Annotated in this window: 21 protein-coding genes; 9 read left to right on the top strand and 12 right to left on the bottom strand. The window is 71.0% G+C overall.

Going from position 1 to position 19,812, the window contains the following annotated elements; all coding sequences use genetic code 11:
- Window positions 1–140: 140 nt before the first annotated feature.
- On the bottom strand, window positions 141–305 hold the full coding sequence (locus tag PV682_RS35280; RefSeq protein ID WP_319735831.1) for a hypothetical protein: 165 nt from the start codon (window positions 303–305) through the stop codon (window positions 141–143).
- A 218-nt stretch (window positions 306–523) separates the two neighbouring features.
- Between PV682_RS35280 and PV682_RS35275 the strand changes: the two genes are divergently transcribed.
- The 3 genes from PV682_RS35275 to PV682_RS35265 are packed head-to-tail and all read left to right on the top strand — an operon-like array spanning window position 524 to window position 2,110.
- Window positions 524–751 (top strand): hypothetical protein, encoded by a 228-nt coding sequence (locus PV682_RS35275; protein ID WP_319735830.1) that lies wholly within the window; start codon window positions 524–526, stop codon window positions 749–751.
- A complete protein-coding gene (locus PV682_RS35270; protein ID WP_407705795.1) occupies window positions 729–1,256 on the top strand; it encodes a DUF6879 family protein in 528 nt (175 codons plus the stop codon). Before PV682_RS35275 ends, PV682_RS35270 begins: the two co-directional genes overlap by 23 nt.
- The gene (locus PV682_RS35265) at window positions 1,253–2,110 is read left to right on the top strand and encodes a helix-turn-helix domain-containing protein (protein ID WP_319735829.1); all 858 of its coding nucleotides are present in this window, start codon (window positions 1,253–1,255) and stop codon (window positions 2,108–2,110) included. Before PV682_RS35270 ends, PV682_RS35265 begins: the two co-directional genes overlap by 4 nt.
- Here PV682_RS35265 and PV682_RS35260 read toward each other — a convergent pair.
- Together PV682_RS35260 and PV682_RS35255 are read right to left on the bottom strand one after the other, a co-directional pair.
- Window positions 2,091–2,264, bottom strand: coding sequence for a DUF397 domain-containing protein (locus tag PV682_RS35260; protein ID WP_319735828.1), 174 nt, complete (start codon window positions 2,262–2,264; stop codon window positions 2,091–2,093). The two genes, PV682_RS35265 and PV682_RS35260, sit on opposite strands and share 20 nt — an antisense overlap.
- 11 nt (window positions 2,265–2,275) lie before the next feature.
- Window positions 2,276–3,130: a helix-turn-helix domain-containing protein gene (locus PV682_RS35255; RefSeq protein WP_319735826.1), complete on the bottom strand. Its 855-nt coding sequence runs from the start codon at window positions 3,128–3,130 to the stop codon at window positions 2,276–2,278.
- 184 nt (window positions 3,131–3,314) lie between these two features.
- On the opposite strand from PV682_RS35255, the gene PV682_RS35250 reads away from it, so the two are divergent.
- Both PV682_RS35250 and PV682_RS35245 read left to right on the top strand, forming a co-directional pair.
- Window positions 3,315–3,773 (top strand): ATP-binding protein, encoded by a 459-nt coding sequence (locus PV682_RS35250; RefSeq protein WP_319735825.1) that lies wholly within the window; start codon window positions 3,315–3,317, stop codon window positions 3,771–3,773.
- The gene (locus PV682_RS35245) at window positions 3,770–4,282 is read left to right on the top strand and encodes a GNAT family N-acetyltransferase (RefSeq protein WP_319735824.1); all 513 of its coding nucleotides are present in this window, start codon (window positions 3,770–3,772) and stop codon (window positions 4,280–4,282) included. Before PV682_RS35250 ends, PV682_RS35245 begins: the two co-directional genes overlap by 4 nt.
- On the opposite strand, the gene PV682_RS35240 is transcribed toward PV682_RS35245, so the two are convergent.
- Entirely contained in the window at window positions 4,275–5,672 is a 1,398-nt protein-coding gene (locus PV682_RS35240; RefSeq protein WP_319735823.1) for a M1 family metallopeptidase, read from the bottom strand. The two genes, PV682_RS35245 and PV682_RS35240, sit on opposite strands and share 8 nt — an antisense overlap.
- A 39-nt stretch (window positions 5,673–5,711) precedes the next feature.
- On the opposite strand from PV682_RS35240, the gene PV682_RS35235 reads away from it, so the two are divergent.
- Window positions 5,712–6,212, top strand: coding sequence for a hypothetical protein (locus tag PV682_RS35235; protein ID WP_319735822.1), 501 nt, complete (start codon window positions 5,712–5,714; stop codon window positions 6,210–6,212).
- A 315-nt stretch (window positions 6,213–6,527) separates the two neighbouring features.
- On the opposite strand, the gene PV682_RS35230 is transcribed toward PV682_RS35235, so the two are convergent.
- Window positions 6,528–7,199: a hypothetical protein gene (locus PV682_RS35230; RefSeq protein WP_109363336.1), complete on the bottom strand. Its 672-nt coding sequence runs from the start codon at window positions 7,197–7,199 to the stop codon at window positions 6,528–6,530.
- A 3-nt stretch (window positions 7,200–7,202) separates the two neighbouring features.
- Window positions 7,203–7,892 carry a pentapeptide repeat-containing protein gene (locus tag PV682_RS35225; protein ID WP_319735821.1) on the bottom strand — a complete coding sequence of 230 codons (690 nt, stop codon included), beginning with the start codon at window positions 7,890–7,892 and terminating at the stop codon, window positions 7,203–7,205.
- Between the two features lie 169 nt (window positions 7,893–8,061).
- On the opposite strand from PV682_RS35225, the gene PV682_RS35220 reads away from it, so the two are divergent.
- Window positions 8,062–9,030, top strand: a complete 969-nt coding sequence (locus tag PV682_RS35220) for a zinc-binding dehydrogenase (protein ID WP_319735820.1) — start codon at window positions 8,062–8,064, stop codon at window positions 9,028–9,030.
- A 48-nt stretch (window positions 9,031–9,078) separates the two neighbouring features.
- On the opposite strand, the gene PV682_RS35215 is transcribed toward PV682_RS35220, so the two are convergent.
- From PV682_RS35215 to PV682_RS35205, 3 genes are all read right to left on the bottom strand, one after another.
- On the bottom strand, window positions 9,079–12,555 hold the full coding sequence (locus PV682_RS35215; protein ID WP_319735819.1) for a Tat pathway signal protein: 3,477 nt from the start codon (window positions 12,553–12,555) through the stop codon (window positions 9,079–9,081).
- Window positions 12,556–12,727: 172 nt separating this feature from the next.
- Window positions 12,728–14,110, bottom strand: a complete 1,383-nt coding sequence (locus tag PV682_RS35210; RefSeq protein WP_319735818.1) for an NAD(P)/FAD-dependent oxidoreductase — start codon at window positions 14,108–14,110, stop codon at window positions 12,728–12,730.
- A gap of 9 nt (window positions 14,111–14,119) precedes the next feature.
- Window positions 14,120–14,764: a rhomboid-like protein gene (locus PV682_RS35205; RefSeq protein ID WP_319735817.1), complete on the bottom strand. Its 645-nt coding sequence runs from the start codon at window positions 14,762–14,764 to the stop codon at window positions 14,120–14,122.
- On the opposite strand from PV682_RS35205, the gene PV682_RS35200 reads away from it, so the two are divergent.
- Together PV682_RS35200 and PV682_RS35195 are read left to right on the top strand one after the other, a co-directional pair.
- Entirely contained in the window at window positions 14,763–15,680 is a 918-nt protein-coding gene (locus PV682_RS35200) for an aminoglycoside phosphotransferase family protein (protein WP_319735816.1), read from the top strand. The genes PV682_RS35205 and PV682_RS35200 overlap by 2 nt on opposite strands.
- A 97-nt stretch (window positions 15,681–15,777) precedes the next feature.
- On the top strand, window positions 15,778–16,881 hold the full coding sequence (locus tag PV682_RS35195; RefSeq protein WP_319735815.1) for a DUF4037 domain-containing protein: 1,104 nt from the start codon (window positions 15,778–15,780) through the stop codon (window positions 16,879–16,881).
- Between the two features lie 23 nt (window positions 16,882–16,904).
- On the opposite strand, the gene PV682_RS35190 is transcribed toward PV682_RS35195, so the two are convergent.
- The 3 genes from PV682_RS35190 to PV682_RS35180 form a co-directional block, all read right to left on the bottom strand.
- On the bottom strand, window positions 16,905–17,636 hold the full coding sequence (locus PV682_RS35190; RefSeq protein WP_319735814.1) for a nucleotidyltransferase family protein: 732 nt from the start codon (window positions 17,634–17,636) through the stop codon (window positions 16,905–16,907).
- Window positions 17,637–17,941: 305 nt separating this feature from the next.
- Window positions 17,942–18,400, bottom strand: coding sequence for a hypothetical protein (locus PV682_RS35185; protein WP_319735835.1), 459 nt, complete (start codon window positions 18,398–18,400; stop codon window positions 17,942–17,944).
- A gap of 209 nt (window positions 18,401–18,609) precedes the next feature.
- Complete coding sequence (locus tag PV682_RS35180) at window positions 18,610–19,695, bottom strand: ABC transporter ATP-binding protein (protein WP_055722631.1); 1,086 nt, start codon at window positions 19,693–19,695, stop codon at window positions 18,610–18,612.
- Window positions 19,696–19,812: the final 117 nt, after the last annotated feature.

The following is a 19,812-nucleotide window of genomic DNA, read 5'->3' as shown; positions in this document are numbered from 1 at the left end:
AGTGCGTAGAGATCGGTTCCGTCCAGCATCGTCGTACACCTTCCAGCTCGACTGGGACACGGCCGTGAGGTGGGCCGCCGCCGTCCGAATGCGTGGGCATCGGGCGGGAGTTGAGGGGGAGCAGGGGTGGACGGAGGACGTCAGTGCGCCTCGGCGAGGTGCCTGCGCAGCAGGACGTTCGCGTCGGTGACCGCGCTGTGGTCGTACGTCGAGCGGGCGTTCCGTCTCGCCGTCGCGAGGGACAGGCAGTCGGCGCAGCCGGGGACCGGGGACGGTTCGGGCAACGGGTAGTGCTGGGGTTCCATGGGGTGGCTCCCGGTGTTGGTCGATGCGGTGACCGTAGGGAGGCGGGGAGTTGGGGGGCTATGAACTTGCGTGAGCTTGCGCGGGGTTCACTCGGGTGGGTCAACCTCCCTGGTCAGGGGGTTGATCTCGGGGTTCGTAGAAGTTCGTGCAAGTTTCTGGCTACGGAGGGTTGTTGGGGGCAAGACTGTGCGTCATCGTCAACGTGAGGAGGTCAGCAGTGGCGCTGATCAAGCTGGGCAAGGACCCGGAGAGCAAGAAGGAAGGGTCACCCACCGTCTATCTGGACGACCAGACGGACAACTACGTACTCCAGGGCTGGGAACTGGACCCCGAGCGGCGGCGGCAGATGGACATCCCGGAAGGGGAGACGGCGATCGAGTTCCCCCGCCGTATGATGCAGTTCTTCCCGGAGGTGATCGGCCGTGGCAACGGAACCGACAATTAGGGAACGGCTGTTGGCCTGTACCCGTTCGGCCGTCCACCTGGAGATGCGCGACGGTTACATGGAGTCCGACCCCTCGTTCATCGCCTGGCAGAACGGTGTCCGGGGCGACATCGTCGACAACGACCCTGACTTCCGGCCCTGGTTGAAGCTGATCTCCGACATCGTGGCCAAGGGCGTCGAGGTTCGGCGGGCGCGCATCGTCTCGGAGCCCGTGTCGGACTACATCAGGTTCGAGCACCACGTGACTCCCGCCAACGTGACGGCGGGCGAACAGGTCCGCTGGCTGCCGCGCCGTCGCGCGTCCGCGCTCGCGCTCCCCGGCAACGACTTCTGGATCTTCGACAATAACTCGATGATCTTCAACCACTTCACCGGCGACGGAGAAGTGCCGGACACCGACGACCAGGAATTCACCGATGACCCGGCGGTCGTGAAGTTCTGCGTGGACTCGTTCGAGGCGGTCTGGGCTCTGGGGATCGACCACTCGGAGTACGTCCTGCGTTGACCGGCTCGTCCTCCAGCGTCGCCGAGGCCCGCCGCGCACTCGGCCGGCGCCTGCGCGAGATCCGGAAGGAATCCGGCCTCACAGCGCGGGCGCTGGCCGAGTTGTCCGGCTGGCACGAGTCCAAGTGCAGCAGGATCGAGAACGGCCGGACGATACCGTCCGACGCGGACATCCGTACGTACACGCTGCATTGCGACGCGGAGGACCAGACCGCCGACCTGATCGCCGCCGCGCACGCGGTCGAGGGCATGTACGTCGAGTGGCGCCGCCTCCAACGAGCGGGGCTCCGGCACATCCAGCAGTCCGCTCTGCCGTTGTACGAACGCGCGCGGCGCTTCCGCGCATACGAGTCGGCGGTGCTCCCGGGCCTGCTCCAGTCGGCCGCGTACACCCGCGCGATCCTCAACATCGCGGCGCTCCCCAGTGCGGGCCCCGTAGACACCGACGACATCGACGCGGCCGTAGCTCTCCGCATGGACCGCCAACGCGTCCTGCACTCCGGCGGACGCCGCTTCGTCTTTCTCGTCGAGGAATGGGTCCTGCGCACGGTCATCGGCGATGCGGAGACGATGGCGGGAGCGCTGGGTCACTTGATCTCGGTCGCCGCACTTCCCTCCGTGTCCCTCGGCATCATCCCCATGGGCGTGCCACGGGGCGGGGGTTGGCCGACGGAGTCCTTCCTGATCTTCGACGACACCTTGGTCAAGGTGGAACTGGTCTCGGCGAGGCTGTCGGTGACTCAGCCGAGTGAAGTGGCGGAGTACGCAAGGACGTTCGCGGAGTTGTCGGCGATCGCGGTGCGGGGGGCGGGGGCAAGGGGGTTGATCACGGCGGCTATTGACGCACTTGGGTGAGGAAGCGGGCCCAGGCGGAGTGGGGGAAGGTGAGGTGGGGGGTGGTGGGGGTTTTGGAGTCGCGGATGTGGATGGTGGTGGGGGCGGGGGCTATTTCGAGGCAGTTGGAGGTCTCCGCGCTGTAGGAGGACTTCCGCCAGGTGAGGGTGCGCACGCTGATTCCTTTCACAGGTCCTGGATGAGGCGGTGGACGAAGTCGCGAGTCCGGGCCGGGTCGAGAGCGCAGGCTTCCATACGGTCCAGGAGGTTTCGGTACTTCGCCAACTGAGCCTGGGCATCCAGGAATTCGCAACCCTCGTGGTACGTGTCCACCTGGACCGTGTCGAGTTGGGGCACCGAGCCGAGGGCGTAGTCGAAGGGCTGGCCGTTGCCGGGGAAGTGCCGCGTGGCGAAGGGGATGACGAGCACGGTGACGTTGTCCCGTTCGCTCATCTCGATGATGTGGGCCAGTTGGGCGCGAGCGACGTCCGGGCCGCCGTACTGCATCCGCAGGGCCGCCTCGTGGATCACCGCCGTGTAAGGGAGTCCCCCGGAGCGGTGGAGAACCTCCTGGCGCTTGATGCGATAGGAGAGGCGGTGTTCGAGTTCGTAGGGGAGGAACGGTGTGGCGGCATCCTCGAAGATCGCCCTGGCGTGCGCGGCGGTCTGGAGCAGCGCGGGGATGTGGAGAGCGATGGCCACCCGCAACGCGCTTGCGTGGTGCTCCAGTTCCGCGAGGTCGACCAGCCCGACAGGCAGATGCTCCCGATAGTCGTCCCACCACCCCCGAACCCGCCCGCCCGTCATCGCCGCGAGCGCCTCGACCAGCTTCTCGTCGGCGCAGCTGTACGCGCGGGCCAGCGTGCGTACCCGGTCCGCGCCGACCGCGTACCGGCCCGTCTCGATGCCGCTTATCTGCGCCTGCTTGAGGCCGAGGAGTTCCGCGGCGGCGGTCGCCGTGAGGCCCGAATGCTCCCGCAGTTTCCGGAGTTCGGCGCCGAGGCGCTGCTGGCGCAGGCTGGGCGGAGAGGTGGGCGGCACTGTCCTTCTCTCGTCAGGGGCACGCCCCGCGTGTCACTCACGCGAGGGAATCGTGAACCATTATTCCAGTTCGTCGTTAACTATCACATCGACGCCTCTAAGGTGTTCCACGTACCGCCGCCCAACTGTCCCACCTTTGCACGGCAGTTGAGCCAATACGTCCCCTTCCTCCCGGAGTTCACCCATGAGCACCGTACCCAACCCCGACACCTGGACCTACTCCCTCCGCCTCCCCCACGACCCCCGAGCCTCCCGCATCGCCCGCATGACCGTACGCGCCGCCCTCACCGCCTACGCGATGCACGAACTCCTGTACCCCGTCGAACTGTTGACCTCCGAGCTGGTCACCAACACGTACCGTCACACCAAGGGCCCCGCCTCGGTACGGCTGACCGCCCCCGGCAACGGCGGCCTCCGCGTGGGTATTTGGGACACCCACCCCCACATCCCGGACCCCTTCGCGCACCCCACGGCCGGCCGCACCCCGATGCCCCCGGCGAACAAGGAGGGCGGTCGAGGACTCTGCCTCGTCCAGGAGTACGCGTACGCCTGGGGCGGCTGGCCCCTCCAGGACGACCCCGGCAGCCCGGTCACCGGCAAACTCCTCTGGTTCGAGGTCCGCCCCACTACCCTCGCGGCATGATCCTTACGCCCCTCCCGCTCACGCCGGACCACGACATCCCGGCACCCGTACTCACCGAACTGACCGCCCTGTACGCCGCGAACGAGACGTTCCTCGCGTTGAGCGGCGACTTCCCGGACCCGGCGAACGTCCGCCCGGAGCAGATCGCGAAGGAACTGGCCGACGAACTCGCGAACCCGCACGCCGAGGTCCTGCTCGCGAGGAGTGAGGGCCAACTCGCCGGTATGGCGGTCACGTTGGCGCACCACCCCGACCCGTCGGACCCGGACCCCTGGATCGGCCTCCTGATGGTGAGCGAACACCGCAAGGGCCACGGCCGCCGCATCGCGGAAGCGGTGGAGGACACATTCCGGGAGGCGGGCCGAACGGCAGTTCGCCTGGCGGTGCTCGACAACAACCCCCAGGGCATGGCCTTTTGGACGGCCCTCGGCTACGAACTCATCGACCGCCGCAGAGACCGCCAACTCCAGCGCCCGTGCGCGGTGTTGCGGAAGCCGCTGGTCAAATAGCGGGCTTGGACTTCCCGTACACCCACTGCTCCCACACGCCGTCCCAGTCCTCATCCGGCGCCAGCTTCTCCAGGTACGCCTTCAACTGCCCCGCGTCGACGACGAGATGACGATGCTCGCGGGTCCACCCCTGCAAGAAGTCGTAGAACCCGTCGTCCCCGAGGATCTGCCGTATCCGGTGGACGACCATCGCGCCCCGCATATAGACGGGCGGATCGGAGATCTGCTCGGCCCCCGGCGGATCACCCGGCGCGAACGCCCACACCGCCTCGTTGGCCTCGGCGTCGTCGTAGTAGTCCCCGGCGTACACGGCGTCGAAGATCTCCTGAGCGGAGTCCCCGTCGTGGTCCTCGGACCACAGCCACTCGGCGTACGTCGCGAACCCCTCGTTGAGCCACATGTCGCGCCAGGTCCGGGGCGTCACCGAGTCCCCGAACCACTGATGGGCCAACTCATGGACGAGCAGGGAGAGTTCAGGTGCCCCGGGAAAGAAGGGCCGGTTCTGCGTCTCCAGCGCGTACCCGGCGTCACCGGTCCGCCCGACGACCACCCCGGCCGAACGGAAGGGGTAGGGCCCGAAGTTGTACGCGGCCCAGTCGAGAACATCCCCAAGCCGCCCCACAACCGCGCGACTTGCGGCCACCTGAGTCGTGTCGACGGCCGAATACACCGGAAGCCCGTCGACAGCCGTACGCCGCACCTCGAACTTCCCCACCGCCAGCATCGCGAGATAGCTCGCCATCGGCTCCCCGGTACGCCAGGCGAACGTACGCCGCCCCGCGCCGGCGGCCTTCTCGCTCACCAACTCCCCGTTGGACACGGCCGTCAGCCCCTCCGGCACCGTCACTCTCAGGTCGTACGTCGCCTTGTCGGAGGGGTGATGGCTGCCGGGGAACCAGGCCATCGACCCCACGGGTTCCCCGAGCGCGACCGCCCCGTCGGCCGTGGGGAGCCAGCCCTCCTCGGACCCGTCGGGGTCGGTGATCGTCTGCGGCGTACCGGAGTAGCGGACGGTCGTCCGGAAGACCTTGCCCTCGGAGAGGCCGCTCGCGGGGCGGACCGTCAGCTCCTGCCCGGAGCGACTCGTCTTCGCCGGTTCCCCGTCGACGGTGACCTTCTCGACGTCCAGACCGGTCAAGTCGAGGTGGTACGAGGTGAGTTGCCGCGTCGCGCGCGCCGTGATCACCGCCGTGCCGGTGAGACGGCGGGTCCCGGGGGCGTAGTCGAGCGTCAGGTCGTAGTGCGTGACGTCGTACCCGCCGTTCCCCGCCTTCGGGAAGTACGGGTCCCCGACACCGGCCGCACCCTCGCCGGCGTCGTCACTCTGAGAGCTGCACCCCGCCAGGAGCAGGAGTACGGCTACGGCGGCGGCGCGGGTTCGTCGGGACATGTCGGAGATCCTAGGGCGCGGTCATGACACCATCGGGGCGTGCTCGACATCGGCTATGCCCTCTCCAACCGCTTCCCGGACCCGCCGCAGACGGACTACCGGCGCGCGGACGTCCGCGCCCTGCGCCACGACCTGTTCTGCGGTGACGTGTACCTCGCGGACACGAAGGCCGACCGCGAGGTGTCCACGGCGTGGGGGTGGGTGCCGGTGCTCGACTTCGCGTGGGCGCTGTGCGACATCGTCGAGCGGATCGACCGGGACCCGGCGGGGTCCCGCGCCTCCCGGCCGCAGTACGCGGAACTGGACTTCACCGAGTCGACCGACCGGATGCTCTTCGCGCGGCGGTTCGGGTGGGTGGACATCGAGGCGGACTGGATGCGGGCGGAGGAGGAACCGCTGACGTTCTCCCACAGCGAGCTGCGGCGCGAGGCCCGTGACTTCCTCCACGACCTGATCGCCGACCTGACGGACCTGCACGAGGACCTGGGCGAGAACCCGGCGATCTGGACGCTCCAGGCGAAGTTCCCCCGGGTGAGCTGACCCCTGCGGGGGCGGGGCCGGGCGCGGCGGAACGTGCCGGGCGAGGCCGTCGGCGGTTGAGGTGCCGTGCGGCTGCGATGCCGTGGCGGCCGGTCGCGCCCACGCGGCGGAGCCGCGGATCGCCCCAGCCCCGCGCCCCAGCCCCGCGCCCCCGGCCCGGCCTCAGCCCCACGCCCCCGGCCCGGCCTCAGCCCCACGCCCCCGGCCCGGTACCGGCGCCCCGGCCCGTGCCACCGACGCCCCCGCCCTCAACGCCCCGCGCCCCTGAACGACGCGCCGCTGAAGAACCCGGCATCAGCCACTCCGCACTGCCCGTCACACCCCCGACGCCCCCGCCGGCGCACCTCCCGCCCAGAACGTCGCCCCGCCCAGCAGCCACAGCTCCGTCAGCGCCGTCCCCGGCGGCAGGTAGCCCTGCGACAGTGCCCCGTACCCCGTGTTCAGCCTCGGTGCCGACAGGCCCAGCAGCGCCATCACGTCGTAGTGCTGCGCGTCCGCGAACACGTACCGCCCGTCCTTGCCGTCCTCCCGCGCGAGCGGCACGCAGCGCAGCACGGACTCCAGCGCCGGGATGTCGAGGGGCGCGGCGGCGAAGGGGAGGAACGCGGTGGGGGCGGCGCCGAGCGGCTCGGGCCAGTCCGGTGCCGGGCCCGAGGACCACGTCTCGGCGGGCCGCTCCGCGCTGAAGTACCCCGGCCACGAGTCGTAGACGTGCCGCAGCTCGCCGTCGTCGTACACCTGCATGACCAGTACGTCCGAGTCGAAGACGTACATGCCCAGCGTCGGGACGGACAGGCGGCGGCTCACCGCTTCCGCGAGGGTCAGCGCCTCCGTCTCCTCAGCGGGATGGATCACGGTGTGCCGGGGGCCCACCGCGAGTGCGTACCCGCGTATCGCGGGGCGGCCCGCCGCCGTCTCCTCGGAGAGCAGCGGCACCACTTCCTGGCACGGCCGCGCCACCAGTACGTTCCCGTAAAACGTGCCCATCGGTCACTCCTCCACCCTGATCCCCAGTTCCCCCGCCAGCACCGGTGCGAGGTCGAGCAGCTGTGCCGTACTGATGACGGCACCGCGCAGTCGGTCCACACCGGCGGTGATGCCCAGTTCGACCGCTCCCCTCAGATCGACGTCCGACAGGGTCGCCGCGCTGAAGTCCGCGCCCTTGAGCGCGCAGTCGACGAACTCCACCCGTTCCATACGCGCGCCCGCGAAGTCCGGTTCGACGAGAACGCAGTTTTCGAAAACGACATCCTTGAGGCGGGCCTGCCGGAGGTTCAGACAGTCGATCTTTCCGCCCCGCACGACGACCCTCTCCAGCACGCTCCCGAACATCTGCGTGCCGCCCAGGCGGGCGTCGGTCACCTCCACGTCCCGCAGCGTCGCGTCCGCCAGGTCCGTCCCCACCCCGCGCGGCGCGGTCAGCCGGGAGTCCAGGAAGCGGGCGTTCCTCAGCCGCGTCTCGTCCAGCGCGCACCCCGTCAGCGCGCAGTCCATGAACGTCGACCCCGCGCCGTCCTGCCCCGCGAGGTCCAGCTCCTTTAGCTCCACCCCGTCGTAATCCCCGTCCGGCTCCACCTCCCCGCCCTCGAACCCCCGCAGCTCCGGCAGCCTCACCTCGGGCCGCCGAGCCCCCTTGACCCCGCCCCGCCTGCCGTCGCTGCCACGTCCGTTGCTCGCCATGCCCCCATCCTGCACCCCGCCACTGACAACGGCCCTGACCTGTGGATAACTCCGGAACCAGCGCCTCCGGCCCCAAGCTCCTTGACCTCAAGCGAGGTTGAGGCCGAAGGCTGGGACGCCTGACCGGTACGACAACAACACCGGCCACCCGGCATTCCCAGGGGGACCCATGCACGCCATCCGCCTCCACGCCTTCGGCCCCGCCGAGAACCTCACCTACGAGCAGACCGACGACCCCCACCCCGCCCCCGGTCAGGTCCGCATCGCCGTACGCGCCTCAGGCGTCCACCTCCTGGACACGGCCCTGAGACAGGGCGTCCAGGGCCCGGCCCCCACCCCCACCGCCCTCCCGACGATCCCCGGCCGCGAGGTCGCCGGCACGGTCGAGTCCCTCGGCGAGGGCGTGGACAGAACCTGGCTCGGCCGCCGGGTGGTCGCCCACCTCGGCTTCGCCCCCGGCGGCTACGCCGAACTCGCCGTCACGGACGCGACCCGCCTCCACGAGATCCCCGACCCCCTCGACGAAGCCCAGGCCGTAGCCATGATCGGCACCGGCCGCACAGCCCTCGGCATCCTCCAGTTCGCCACCCTCACCCCCGCCTCGATCGCCATCATTCCGGCAGCGGCGGGCGGAATCGGCACCCTCCTGGTTCAGTACGCCAAACACCGGGGCGCCACGGTCATAGCCCTGGCAGGCGGCCCGGCGAAGACCGCGCAGGCGCGCGCGAACGGCGCCGACCTCTCCCTCGACTACACCACCCCCGACTGGCCCCACCACCTCCGCACCTACCTGGGCCCCCGCCGCGCCACGATCGTCCTCGACGGCGTAGGCGGCGAAGCGGCCCGCGAATCGACCGCCCTCCTGACCCCCACCGGCCAACACCTCATCTTCGGCTGGTCCTCCCAGGGCGTCACCAACGGCACCGCCTACGAGGTGCCGGGCCTGTCCCAACACGTCCTCGGCCCCGTCATGTTCGAGAAAACCCCCCTCCGCACACTGGAGACCCAAGCCCTGACAGAGGCCGCGACCGGCACCCTCACACCAGCCGTCCACCGCTTCCCCCTCGCGAAGGCCGCAGCCGCCCACCGAGCCCTGGAAACCCGAAGGACCACCGGAAAGGTGGTCCTGGAACCGTGACCCCGCGCGCGGGTCGGACCCCCGAAGGCCCACCCGCGCGCGGGACGCTCACTTCACGACCGCCTTGGTCGCCGCACTCACCGCCGCACCGTCCTTGTGCCCGGCCCGCCGGGCCGTCACCCGCACGGTGATCCTCTGGCCCTTCTGCGCGGCCTTGAGCACCAGCGACGCCTTGGTGGCCCCGGAGATCGCCTTCCCTCCGGCGTACCACTGGTACGCGTATGACCCAGCCGCCGGACTCCACACACCGGCCCCGGCCGTCAGCGTCCGTCCCACCTTGGCCGTCCCGCTGATCGTGGGCGCCTTGGTGGCCCGGGGCGCGTCCCCGACGGCGACGGTCACGGCGGGAGAGGACGCCGTTCCGTTCGCCCATCCCGCGCGCACGGCCGTGACGGTCAGCCCGAGCTTCTTGCCACGCAGGGCGGCAGGCACGCCGTACGAGGCCCCCGTGGCGCCGGAGATCGCCTTCCCGTCGGCTGTCCACTGGTACCGGTACGAGCCCGCAGCAGGGCTCCACACCCCGGCGCCGGCCTTGACCACGGCCCCCACCTTGACCGCCCCGACGATCGCGGGCGCCTTGGCCGCCTTCAGCGCGTCCCCGCGGGCGACGACCACAGCGGCGGACTCCGCCGACCCACTGCCCCACCCGCTGCGCGCGGCCGTGACGGTGACCCCGAGCCGCTTGCCGAGCAACTCGGCAGGCACCACGTACGACGCGCCGGTCGCCCCGCTGACCGGCGAGCCGTCGGCGGTCCACCGGTACGTGTACGACGCCGGCACCGCCGACCAGGACCCGGTCCCGGCGGTCAGCGTGGCACCGACCTTCGGGGCGCCGGTGATCACGGGGGCGGCGGTGCCGGTGAGTTGGGGCTGGGTGACGGTGAAGGAGCCGCGCGAGTACTCGATGCCGGGAGTTCTGACGCTGACGCTCCACACCCCAGGCTCGGCGTCGGTCAGGTCGACGACCGCGGTCACGGACCGGTGATCGGGGGCGACCCGCGTCGCGGTGGCGGTGATGGTCCGGCCACCGCGGTAGAGCTGCACCTCGGTCTCAGGGCTGAGCGCGGTACCGGTGACTGTGAGGGTGGCCTTGCCGCCCCCGGGCGCGGTGGTCGGGGTCACCTGGCCGACGGTGAGCCTGTCGGGTCCGCATGGGGTGGACTTGCAGACGAGCCGGGTGCCGAAGGTGGCGGTGGAGGCGGTCTTCGGCAGGCCGAGCACGAGCACGCTCGGCTCGTCGGTGAGGGACGACATGCCGTTCACCGCGCACTCCCCGCCCGACGGGTAGTAGTGGATGCAGCCGTCGGCCCAGGAAGACCTGGTGTAGAGGGCGAACATCGCCGCGTCCGGAGCTTCCGTGCTCTCCATGTCGAACCGGTCGAAACGGCCGGTCGGCAGAGCCGCGCAGACGGCTGTGTGCTGCTCGTCGAGCGTCCCGGTGACCGGTCCGTACCCGTACGCCACCGACGGCACGCGCGTGCACTCGGGAGCCGGCCCGTCGGCCGTTGCGATGCGCAGGGCATCGAGGTGGTACTCGGGTGCGGCCTTGGACGTGGTCCTGACCTGGGTCAGGACCTGGTAGGAGGTGGAGCCGGTGACGGCGCAGGGCGCGCTGCTGAACGGGCACGCGGAGGTGCCGTCGGACTTCAGGACGCGCTTGATCGTGGTGCCGAGGGAGTCCCGGACGAACACGTGGATGACGTCGGTGGATGCGCCGGTCGTGATCTGACGGCAGCTCAGGGTGCCGGGCCCGGCGTAGGAACTGGTGACGGACGGCCCGCCCGCCTTGTTCGCCGGGGCACTCGTACAACCCGCCGAGGCGGCGGTGGCGGTGACGTCGCGTCGGGTCAGCGTGTAGTCGGCCGTCTTGTCGGAGCCGGTGACCAGGACGGTGTGCGCGAGGCCAGGCGTGAGCGGACAGACGATCCAGCTGCCGGCTCCCGAGGTCTGGGCGCAGATCCGCTTGCCGGTGCTGTCCAGGACTGAGAACCGTGCTGCGAGGTCACCGGCCAGCTGGAAGACCTCGCCACCAGTGTGAGCGTCCGCCGGAATGCTCAGACACTGCGAGAAGACGCCGTTACCCAAGGTGAAGGCGGCTTTGGCACCGTCGGCGGCGAAATTCCCCGACGGCAGGACGGGACAGTCGCTCGTCACGTCGGTGCGGTGCAGAGCCACTCCGTACGGTCCGGTCTTGCGACTGGACCTGTCCGAAGCGTGTGCCAGCGCGCGATAGGGAGCAGTCCCCGTCAACACACAAGACCCGTCACCCGCCAGTTCGGAGTCGTCGCACTGCACCACCCCGGCACTGTCGACAACCTCGACCCCCGCCCGCAGCTTCTCCGACGGCCCCAGCGGCGTCAGCGCCGCCACGGAGGCCCCCTCGGGCGCGTCGAGGGTCAGGCAGTCGTACTGGCCCGGGGACGTCAACTCGCCCTGGAACAGCCCCATCGGCACCGCCACGCACCCGGCGCCGGACGCCCGGTCGAGGGCGATCAGCGCCTCGCGGTCGGAGTGGTACGGGTAGGCGCCGTCGAGGACGGCGGTGTACGTCCCGGCCCGAGGCACCTCGCAGACCTCGCCGTACGCCTTGCAGACGGTCTTCCCTGCCGCATCGTGCACGGTGACGAGGCCGACCTCACCGCCCTCGTCCACGGACCGCAGTGTGTACGGACCTGCCCGGTCGGCCGTGAACGTGTGGCATGGTACGGAGCCGGACTCCAGCCCGGTGAGCGGTCCGAAGGGACGTACGGGAGTGGGCACGCACCCTTGAGGGTCGTTCAGGCGCCGTGCCTTGACCGCGTACTCGGCGGGGAAGCCGCGCTCCGCGTAGGAGATCCGCGACAGCACCCGGTAAGGCCCGTCGCCGGGCAGGACGCAGCTCGTCTCGTCGTCCTCGGAGAACTGCGGACAGACGCGCGCGCCGGTCTCGTCGGTGATCCACGCGAGGGAGCTGCCGTAGTACCGGGAGCCCGAGGTGAGCCGGATCCGCTCACCCGGCGCCGCGTCGAACGGGTGGCAGTCGACCTCCAGCGCGCTCGCCGTCGTCGTCCCCGGGTCCGGCTGGTCCCAGCGGGTGCTCACCGGGTCCGCGCACCCGCGCGTGCCGCCGAGCGGGACCACGGAGGCGGTCGTCTCGTCCCTCTCCCAGCCCCGGTTGGTGAGCGTCAGCGTGTACGCACCCGCCGTCGGCAGCGTGCACATGCCGTTCGTTGCGTACGAGTCGCCGGAGCAGTCCACCGCGCTGTCGTCGGGGCCGGTCACACTCAGGTCGGCGCGCCCGCTCTTCGGCACCAGAAACATTCCGGCGGCCTCGGCCGTGAACCTGAAGCACGCCGAACCGTCCGGTTCCAGCGTCGCCTTCGCCACCGCCTTCCCCGGGTCCCCGAACCCGGCGACTTCCAGCGGCGCGCACTCCGCACCCCCGGGATCGGCCTGCGCGGCCCCCGCCGCGCTCACGCTCACCAGCGAGGCGAGCAACGGCACGACGGCGAACAACCCCACCGTCCGCCGTCTTCTGACACCCACACCCCTCAACGCATCCCCCCTGGGATCGTGCTCGGTCGTTGAGGCGAATCGTCGCACACAGGTACGACACAGCTTCGGAGTTATCCACAGGCCCCCGAAACCCCCAGCTCAGCTGGTCGAGAACTCTGGCTCAGCCGCTCGGAAACCTGTACCCGGCCCGCAGCGCCCCCCTTCACCCCCGCCCCGCCACCACATCCGCCACCCGGGCCAGCCGCGAGGAGCCCGCCCCCGCGCGCATCTCCCGCTCTCTCCGGTCCGCCGCCCGGTACACCGCGTACAGCCCCCGGACCCCCACCCACCGCAACGGTTCCGGCTCCCACTTCCGGACCCGGTGCCCCACCCACGGCAGGCGGCTCAGCTCGCCGTCGCCGCCGAGGACCAGCTCCGTCAGGGTGCGGCCGGCGAGGTTGGCCGTAGCGACGCCGGAGCCGACGTAGCCGCCCGCCCAGCCGAGGCCGGAGGCGGGGTCGAGGGTGGCTGTGGCGCACCAGTCGCGGGGGACGCCGAGGACGCCGGACCAGGCGTGGTCGACGCGGACAGTGCGCAGGGCGGGGAAGAAGTCGGTGAGGACCGCGCGCAGGGCGTCGACCGTGGCCTCGGGGGTGCGGCCGTCCGCGTCCGTGCGCGAGCCGAAGCGGTACGGGACACCCCGCCCGCCCAGGGCGATCCGCCCGTCGGCGGTGCGCTGCGCGTACATGTACGCGTGCGCCATGTCGCCCAGCGTCTCGCGCGCGTGCCAGCCGATCTCCTCCCAGAGGGCGTCGCTCAGCGGCTCAGTGGTGATCATCGAGGAGTTCATCGGCAGCCAGGTGCGCCGCTGCCCCTTCAGCTCGGACGTGAACCCTTCGGTGCACCGCAGGACGTACGGCGCGCGCACGGTGCCGTACGCGGTGACCGCCCGCCCGGGACGGATCTCCGTCACCGCCGTCCCCTCGTGGACGCTCACGCCGAGCCGTACGACGGCTTCCAGGAGCCCCGTCAGCAGCTTGACGGGGTGCACGCGCGCGCCGTGCGGCGTCCACGTGGACCCCAGCGTGTCGACGATACGGACCCGTTCCGACGTCTCGGCGGGCCCGTACAGCTCGCGGTCCGTCTCGCCGTACGCCACCTCGTGCTCGTGGAACGCGCGCAGGCGCGCGAGCTGCGCGGGTGTACGGGCGACCTCCAGGACGCCGCCTTGGTGGACGTCCGCGTCGATCCCCTCGGCCCGGGTGACCGCGACGACCTCGGCGACGGTGTCGTTCATGGCCCGCTGGAGCCGTACGGCGGCCTCGTGGCCGTGCACGCGCGCGTACCGGTCGCGTCCGGCGATCCCGTTGTACAGCCAGCCGCCGTTGCGCCCGGAGGCGCCGTACCCGCAGAACGCGCGCTCCAGGACGGTGACCGCGAGGGAGGGGTCGGCCTTCTTGAGGTAGTAGGCCGTCCACAGGCCGGTGTATCCGCCGCCGACGATCACGACGTCGGCGGTCGCGTCCCCGGGCAGCGGATCGCGCTCCCTGGGGAGGCCGTTTCCCGCCCACCAGAAGGAGACACCGCCGTTCGCGAAAGCACCCATGCGCGGACGTTAGCCCGTACGGGTGAGGGCTGTCCCCTTCGGATTTCGTCGTCCCCGGGTCAGCGGATACGCCGCGAGCCCCAGCAGGACGGCGATGAAGTGGCCGAGATCGGTGAACGTCGGCGTGACCGTCAGGGGCGCCGCGAAGAACACCAGGAGCCCCGCCGCCCAGACGTACCGCCACGGCGCGCGCAGGCGGTACGTCAGGACCGCGGCGACCCCGGCCAGCGCGTAACTCACCCCCACGTCCAGCGTGTTCATCGCCGACCTCGGCGCGACCCCCTGCTCGATGGCGACCAGCAGCGCCCCCTCGCTGATGAGCGTCGCCAGCACGTGCGCGCCGGCCGCGACGGCCAGCCAGCGCGCGGTCCCCAGCCAGCGCTCCACCGGCGCGTGGATCACCGAGTACAGCGCCGCGTACGGCAGCCAGTACCCGCCGTCCAGCCACATCGCGCTCGCGACCAGTACGCGCACGGGGTTGTCCGACAGCTCGTGCAGGTTCGTCGACCGCTGTCGCAGGAACTCCTCCTCGAACTGCGGCGACATGCGGTGCGCGGCGGCAGTCGTGAACAGCAGGATCCCCAGCCAGACGTAGGTCCCGGGGGAGCGCCGGACGTACCTCCGGACCGCCTGTGGCCCGCGCTTAATTCGCATGAGCGGATGCACGCGGTTCAGTATCGTCCGAGAGGTGATCGACATTCCGCACGGATTGGTGAAGTCTCAGCAAAGGGCCAACGGGGAGGCGGGGATCGCTTTCCTGGACGGGCTGCCGGCGCTCGCGCAGGAGTTCCTCACGCGCTGGGACCTGCGGCTCGACGGGCCGCCGATGCACGGCATGTGCGCGCTGGTCCTGCCCGTCGTCCGTACGGACGGCCTGCGCGCCGTCCTGAAACTCCAGCTCCTCGACGAGGAGAGCGAGGGCGAGGCGGTCGCCCTGCGGCTGTGGGACGGCGACGGAGCGGTGCGCCTCCTCGACCTCGACGACGCCACCGGGACGATGCTCCTCGAACGGCTCGACCCCGAGCGCATGCTCGCGCGCGTGGCCGACGTCCACACCTCCGTCGAGGTCATCACCGGCCTGCTCGCCCACCTCACCGCCGGGCCCGCGCCGCAGGGCATGCGGCGGCTCGCCGACATCGCCGCGTCCATGCTGGAGCGCACGCCGGCCGCGCTGGCCCGCATCCCCGACCCCGAGCACCGCCGTATCGTCGCCGACTGCGCCTCCGCCGTCGCCGAGGTCGTCGACGAGCCCGGCGACCGGCTCCTGCACTGGGACCTCCACGACGAGAACGTCCTCGCCGCCGACCGCGCGCCCTGGCTCGCCATCGACCCCAAGCCCCTCGCCGGCGACCCCGGCTACGACCTCTGGCCCGCCATTGCCAACCGCTTCGACGCGGACGACATCCGCTGGCGCTTCGACGCGATGACCTCCGGCCTCGGCCTGGACCGCGCCCGAGCCCGGGCCTGGACCCTGGGCCGCCTCCTGGAGAACTCCCTCTGGAACGTCGAGGACGGCGAACCCCTCGACGAGGAGGACCTGGAAATCGCACGGCGACTGAGGAACGCCTGAAGGGGCGGCACGAGAGGCGAGGAGGATTCGGAAATTGCCCAATGACTCGGGAACTCCCGGCGAATCCGGCACGTTGGACCCGACAACAGCCCGATCCTTGGCATCGAGAACAGAGCGACAGACCTTCCTCCCCGGCCTGCTCCTGGCCCGCCGCTTCTACACCGAGGCCGTCCGCCCCCTCCTCCCCGGCCTCCCCCACTCGGCCGCCCGCATCGGCCCCGGCTCCGAGGTCCTCGGCTACGACACACCCCGCTCCGCCGACCACGAGTGGGGACCGCGCCTCCAGCTCTTCGTACACGACGACGACCCCGCGGCCCACGACGCCCTGAGCGCCCACCTCGCGGAGAACCTTCCGAAGTCCTTCCTCGGCCACCCCACCCACTTCGCCCCCACTGGCACCGACGGCGACCGCGACATCCGCGTCATGACCCCGACCGACGGCCCCGTCCACCACCGCGTCGAGATCACCACCCTCCCCGCCTGGCTCACCCGCACCCTCGGCTTCGACCCCACGAGGGGCGTCACCCCGGCGAGCTGGCTCACGACCCCGACGCAGCGCCTGGCCGAGGTCACGGCCGGCGAGGTCTTCCACGACGGCCTCGACACCCTCGTACCCACCCGCGAGGCCCTCTCCTGGTACCCGCCGGACATCTGGCGCCACGTCCTGGCCGCGCAATGGCAACGCGTCGCACAGGAAGAGGCGTTCGTGGCCCGCAGCGGCGAGGCGGGTGACGAACTGGGCTCCGCCGTCACCGCCGCCCGCCTGGTCCGCGACCTGATGCGGCTCTGCCTCCTGATGGACCGCCGCTATCCCCCGTACGGCAAATGGCTCGGCACCGCCTTCTCCCGCACCCCCCTCGGCGCCCGCCTCACCCCCGTACTCCGAGCCGCCCTGACCGCCCCCGACTGGCCCACCCGGGAAGCCCGGCTGGCGCACGCGTACGAGGAGATCGCCGCCGCGCACAACACGCTCGGCCTCACGGCCCCCCTCGACCCCGCCACCCGCCCGTACCACTCCCGCCCCTACCGAGTCCTCCGCGCCGACCGCTTCGCCGAGGCCCTCGCGGCGACCGTCACCGACCCCGCGATCCGCGCGCTGCCGCTGCTGGGCGCGATCGACCAGCACGTCGACAACGCGGACGCGCTGAACATGCCGAAGGCCCAGCTCAGCGCGGTACTGAACCGGGCCTCCGAGGGCTAGCGCCGGCAGCACCCCGCGTTCGGTCAGCGGTTCAGCGCCGCGAGTTCCTTGGCCGCCTCGGTCAGGTCCTTCGCGGTGTCGATGGCCCGCCAGTAGGCGCCCTGGGGCAACGGGAACCCGGCCAGTCGCAGTTCCCGCGCGAGCTGGGGGAACGTACTGCGCTCGTGGTCCCCGCGCTCCGGCAGGAGCCCCGCGAACTCGGGCGAGAAGACGTACACGCCCGCGTTGATCTCGAACGTCGAGGGCGGGGACTCTATGAAGTCGGTGACGTGGCCGAACCCGTCGGTCTGGACGGCGCCCCAGGGGATGCGGGGGCGGGCGAGGGCGATCGTGGCCACGGCGTCGCGCTCGGTGTGGAAGTCGGCCATCTCCCGCAGCGAGAACCGGGTCCAGATGTCCCCGTTGGTGGCGTACCAGGACCGGTCGGGATGCGGCAGCCGAGCCGCGGCGTACCGCAGCCCGCCGCCCCGCCCGAGCGGCTCGGGCTCGACGACGGTGGTGACGGAGACCGGCAGGTCCGTCTCGTCCAGCCACTTCTGGAGGACGTCCGCGAGGTGCCCGCAGGAGACGACGACGTCGGTCACCCCCTCCTCCGCGAGCCAGTTCAGCTGGTGCCCGATGATCGGCGTCCCCGTCCCCGGGATCTCGACCATCGGCTTCGGCCGGTCATCGGTGTACGGGCGCAGACGTGAGCCCTGGCCCCCGGCGAGGATGACGGCTTGCGTGGGCCGCGACGCGGCGTGCGGGTCGGTCATGACCGCACTGTACGAGACGGGGGTGAAGGGGAGACCGGGAAGGGGCTCCTACGTGGGAATTCTCGCGCACGACCCGGCACGCCGGACCTCGCACCGCCGGGCCTCGCACCGCCGGGCCCCGCACGCCGGGACCCCGGCGCCGGGCCGCTCGCTCCCGGCCTCTCGCACGGCGCCTGCGCCGGACCCGGGCGCCGGTGCCATGACGCCGGGCGTCCCGCGCCGACGCCCCCTGTCGGCCCCCTCACACGCGCCAGGCCCCGGGGATCGCCGTGATCCCCGGGGCCAGGTGGCGGTACGCGACCGGGTCAGCTCGTGTGCGCCGCGAGGACGCCGGACGCGAAGGACGTGTCGCAGACGGGGCGGGAGAAGGACTGGGCGCGGCTGGGGCCGTACACACGCACGGCGGCGCGGCCCAGCGCCCGCGCGATGGACGCGCAGTGCTTCGCGAGGGCCGGCTTGCCGTTGACCGCCTGCTGGAGGTGGGTCAGGGCGATGCCGGGGTCCTTCTGCTGGAGCTCCGTGAGGAGCTGGTCCCGCAGGACGTCCTGCGGTGCGCGGGCGACGCTGCCGTGGCCGGTGCGGGGCGCGGAGACGTCGGACGCGGTCAGCACCGAATCCGACGGGTTTCCGGTCCAGTTGACCCGGGTCACCGCGAGGGTCCCGGAGAGCACCATGACGACAGGCAGGACAAGGGCGAGGGAGCGACCGATCCGGCGGGCGGGACCCCTGCCGCCGCGTCGCGTCCGCGTGGTGGTGTGCTCCACGGAGCGCTTCGAGTGCTTCACGCGAGTGATGGTAGCGCCCAGTAATGATTTGGAGACATTTAGTCACTCGGATGGGGGACGATGAAGTGGCGGTTATTGGGTAGTGGGTTGACGCGAGCGCCCGAAAAGTCGGGAGTGCCGGGGATTTTCAGGGGGACGCAGAGGGACCCCGCGGCCTCTCGGCCACGGGGTCCTTCTCACATCTCGCGTCAGTCCGACAGGCGCGCGCCCGTCGAGGTGGAGAAGACGTGGGTCTCGCCCGCGCGCGGGACGACGGAGAGGGTGGAGCCCTTCTCCGGGACGGCACGGCCGCTGACGCGGACGACGAGGTCCTTGGACTCCTCGCCGACCTTGGCGGTGCCGTAGACGTACGCGTCGGCGCCGAGCTCCTCGACCACGTTCACGGTGACGACGAGGCCCTTGTCCGTCTCGGTCGCGACCTCGAAGTGCTCGGGGCGGACACCGACGGTGACCGTCTTGTCGGTGGTCGCGGAGAGCGCGTCGCGCTGGACCGGGACGACCGCGTTGCCGAACTTCACACCGCCGTCGGCGATCGGGACCTCGACGAGGTTCATCGCCGGGGAGCCGATGAAGCCGGCGACGAAGAGGTTCGCCGGGCGGTCGTACATGTTGCGCGGGGTGTCGACCTGCTGGAGCAGACCGTCCTTGAGGACCGCGACGCGGTCGCCCATCGTCATGGCCTCGACCTGGTCGTGCGTGACGTACACGGTCGTGATGCCGAGGCGGCGCTGGAGGGACGCGATCTGCGTACGCGTCGACACACGGAGCTTCGCGTCGAGGTTCGACAGCGGCTCGTCCATGAGGAAGACCTGGGGCTCACGCACGATCGCGCGGCCCATCGCGACACGCTGGCGCTGACCGCCGGAGAGCGCCTTCGGCTTGCGGTCCAGGTACTCCGTGAGGTCGAGGATCTTCGCGGCCTCCTCGACCTTCGCGCGGATCTCCGCCTTCGGGACGCCGGCGATCTTCAGGGCGAAGCCCATGTTGTCGGCGACCGACATGTGCGGGTACAGCGCGTAGTTCTGGAACACCATGGCGATGTCCCGGTCCTTGGGCGGCAGGTGCGTGACGTCGCGGTCGCCGATGCGGATGGCTCCGCCGTTGACGTCCTCAAGACCCGCCAGCATCCGCAGGGAGGTCGACTTGCCGCAGCCGGACGGGCCGACGAGGACCAGGAACTCCCCGTCCTCGATGTGGATGTCGAGTCCGTCTACGGCGGGCTTCTCGGAACCCGGGTAGATCCGGGTCGCCTTGTCGAAAGACACAGTGGCCATGGTGCTAGGCCCCCTTCTACCGGCAGGAACGTGCCGGACGATCCGTTGTAGGAAGGTGGTGGTGTAGTCCACGGGTGGACTGCCTCAGGACGCTACCTCGCGTTTTCCGTTATGTCA

The organism is Streptomyces niveiscabiei (genome assembly GCF_033794345.1).
GTDB classification, from domain to species: domain Bacteria; phylum Actinomycetota; class Actinomycetes; order Streptomycetales; family Streptomycetaceae; genus Streptomyces; species Streptomyces niveiscabiei.
This window is presented reverse-complemented; position numbering and strand designations above follow the sequence as displayed.

What these genes read in the sequence shown, in the direction of transcription:
- PV682_RS35280 (WP_319735831.1), bottom strand. Translation starts at nt 305, where the DNA reads ATGGAACCCCAGCACTACCCGTTGCCCGAACCGTCCCCGGTCCCCGGC.
- PV682_RS35250 (WP_319735825.1), top strand. Translation starts at nt 3,315, where the DNA reads ATGAGCACCGTACCCAACCCCGACACCTGGACCTACTCCCTCCGCCTC.
- PV682_RS35245 (WP_319735824.1), top strand. Translation starts at nt 3,770, where the DNA reads ATGATCCTTACGCCCCTCCCGCTCACGCCGGACCACGACATCCCGGCA.
- PV682_RS35240 (WP_319735823.1), bottom strand. Translation starts at nt 5,672, where the DNA reads ATGTCCCGACGAACCCGCGCCGCCGCCGTAGCCGTACTCCTGCTCCTG.
- PV682_RS35230 (WP_109363336.1), bottom strand. Translation starts at nt 7,199, where the DNA reads ATGGGCACGTTTTACGGGAACGTACTGGTGGCGCGGCCGTGCCAGGAA.
- PV682_RS35225 (WP_319735821.1), bottom strand. Translation starts at nt 7,892, where the DNA reads ATGGCGAGCAACGGACGTGGCAGCGACGGCAGGCGGGGCGGGGTCAAG.
- PV682_RS35220 (WP_319735820.1), top strand. Translation starts at nt 8,062, where the DNA reads ATGCACGCCATCCGCCTCCACGCCTTCGGCCCCGCCGAGAACCTCACC.
- PV682_RS35210 (WP_319735818.1), bottom strand. Translation starts at nt 14,110, where the DNA reads ATGGGTGCTTTCGCGAACGGCGGTGTCTCCTTCTGGTGGGCGGGAAAC.
- PV682_RS35200 (WP_319735816.1), top strand. Translation starts at nt 14,763, where the DNA reads ATGAGCGGATGCACGCGGTTCAGTATCGTCCGAGAGGTGATCGACATT.
- PV682_RS35205 (WP_319735817.1), bottom strand. Translation starts at nt 14,764, where the DNA reads ATGCGAATTAAGCGCGGGCCACAGGCGGTCCGGAGGTACGTCCGGCGC.
- PV682_RS35190 (WP_319735814.1), bottom strand. Translation starts at nt 17,636, where the DNA reads ATGACCGACCCGCACGCCGCGTCGCGGCCCACGCAAGCCGTCATCCTC.
- PV682_RS35180 (WP_055722631.1), bottom strand. Translation starts at nt 19,695, where the DNA reads ATGGCCACTGTGTCTTTCGACAAGGCGACCCGGATCTACCCGGGTTCC.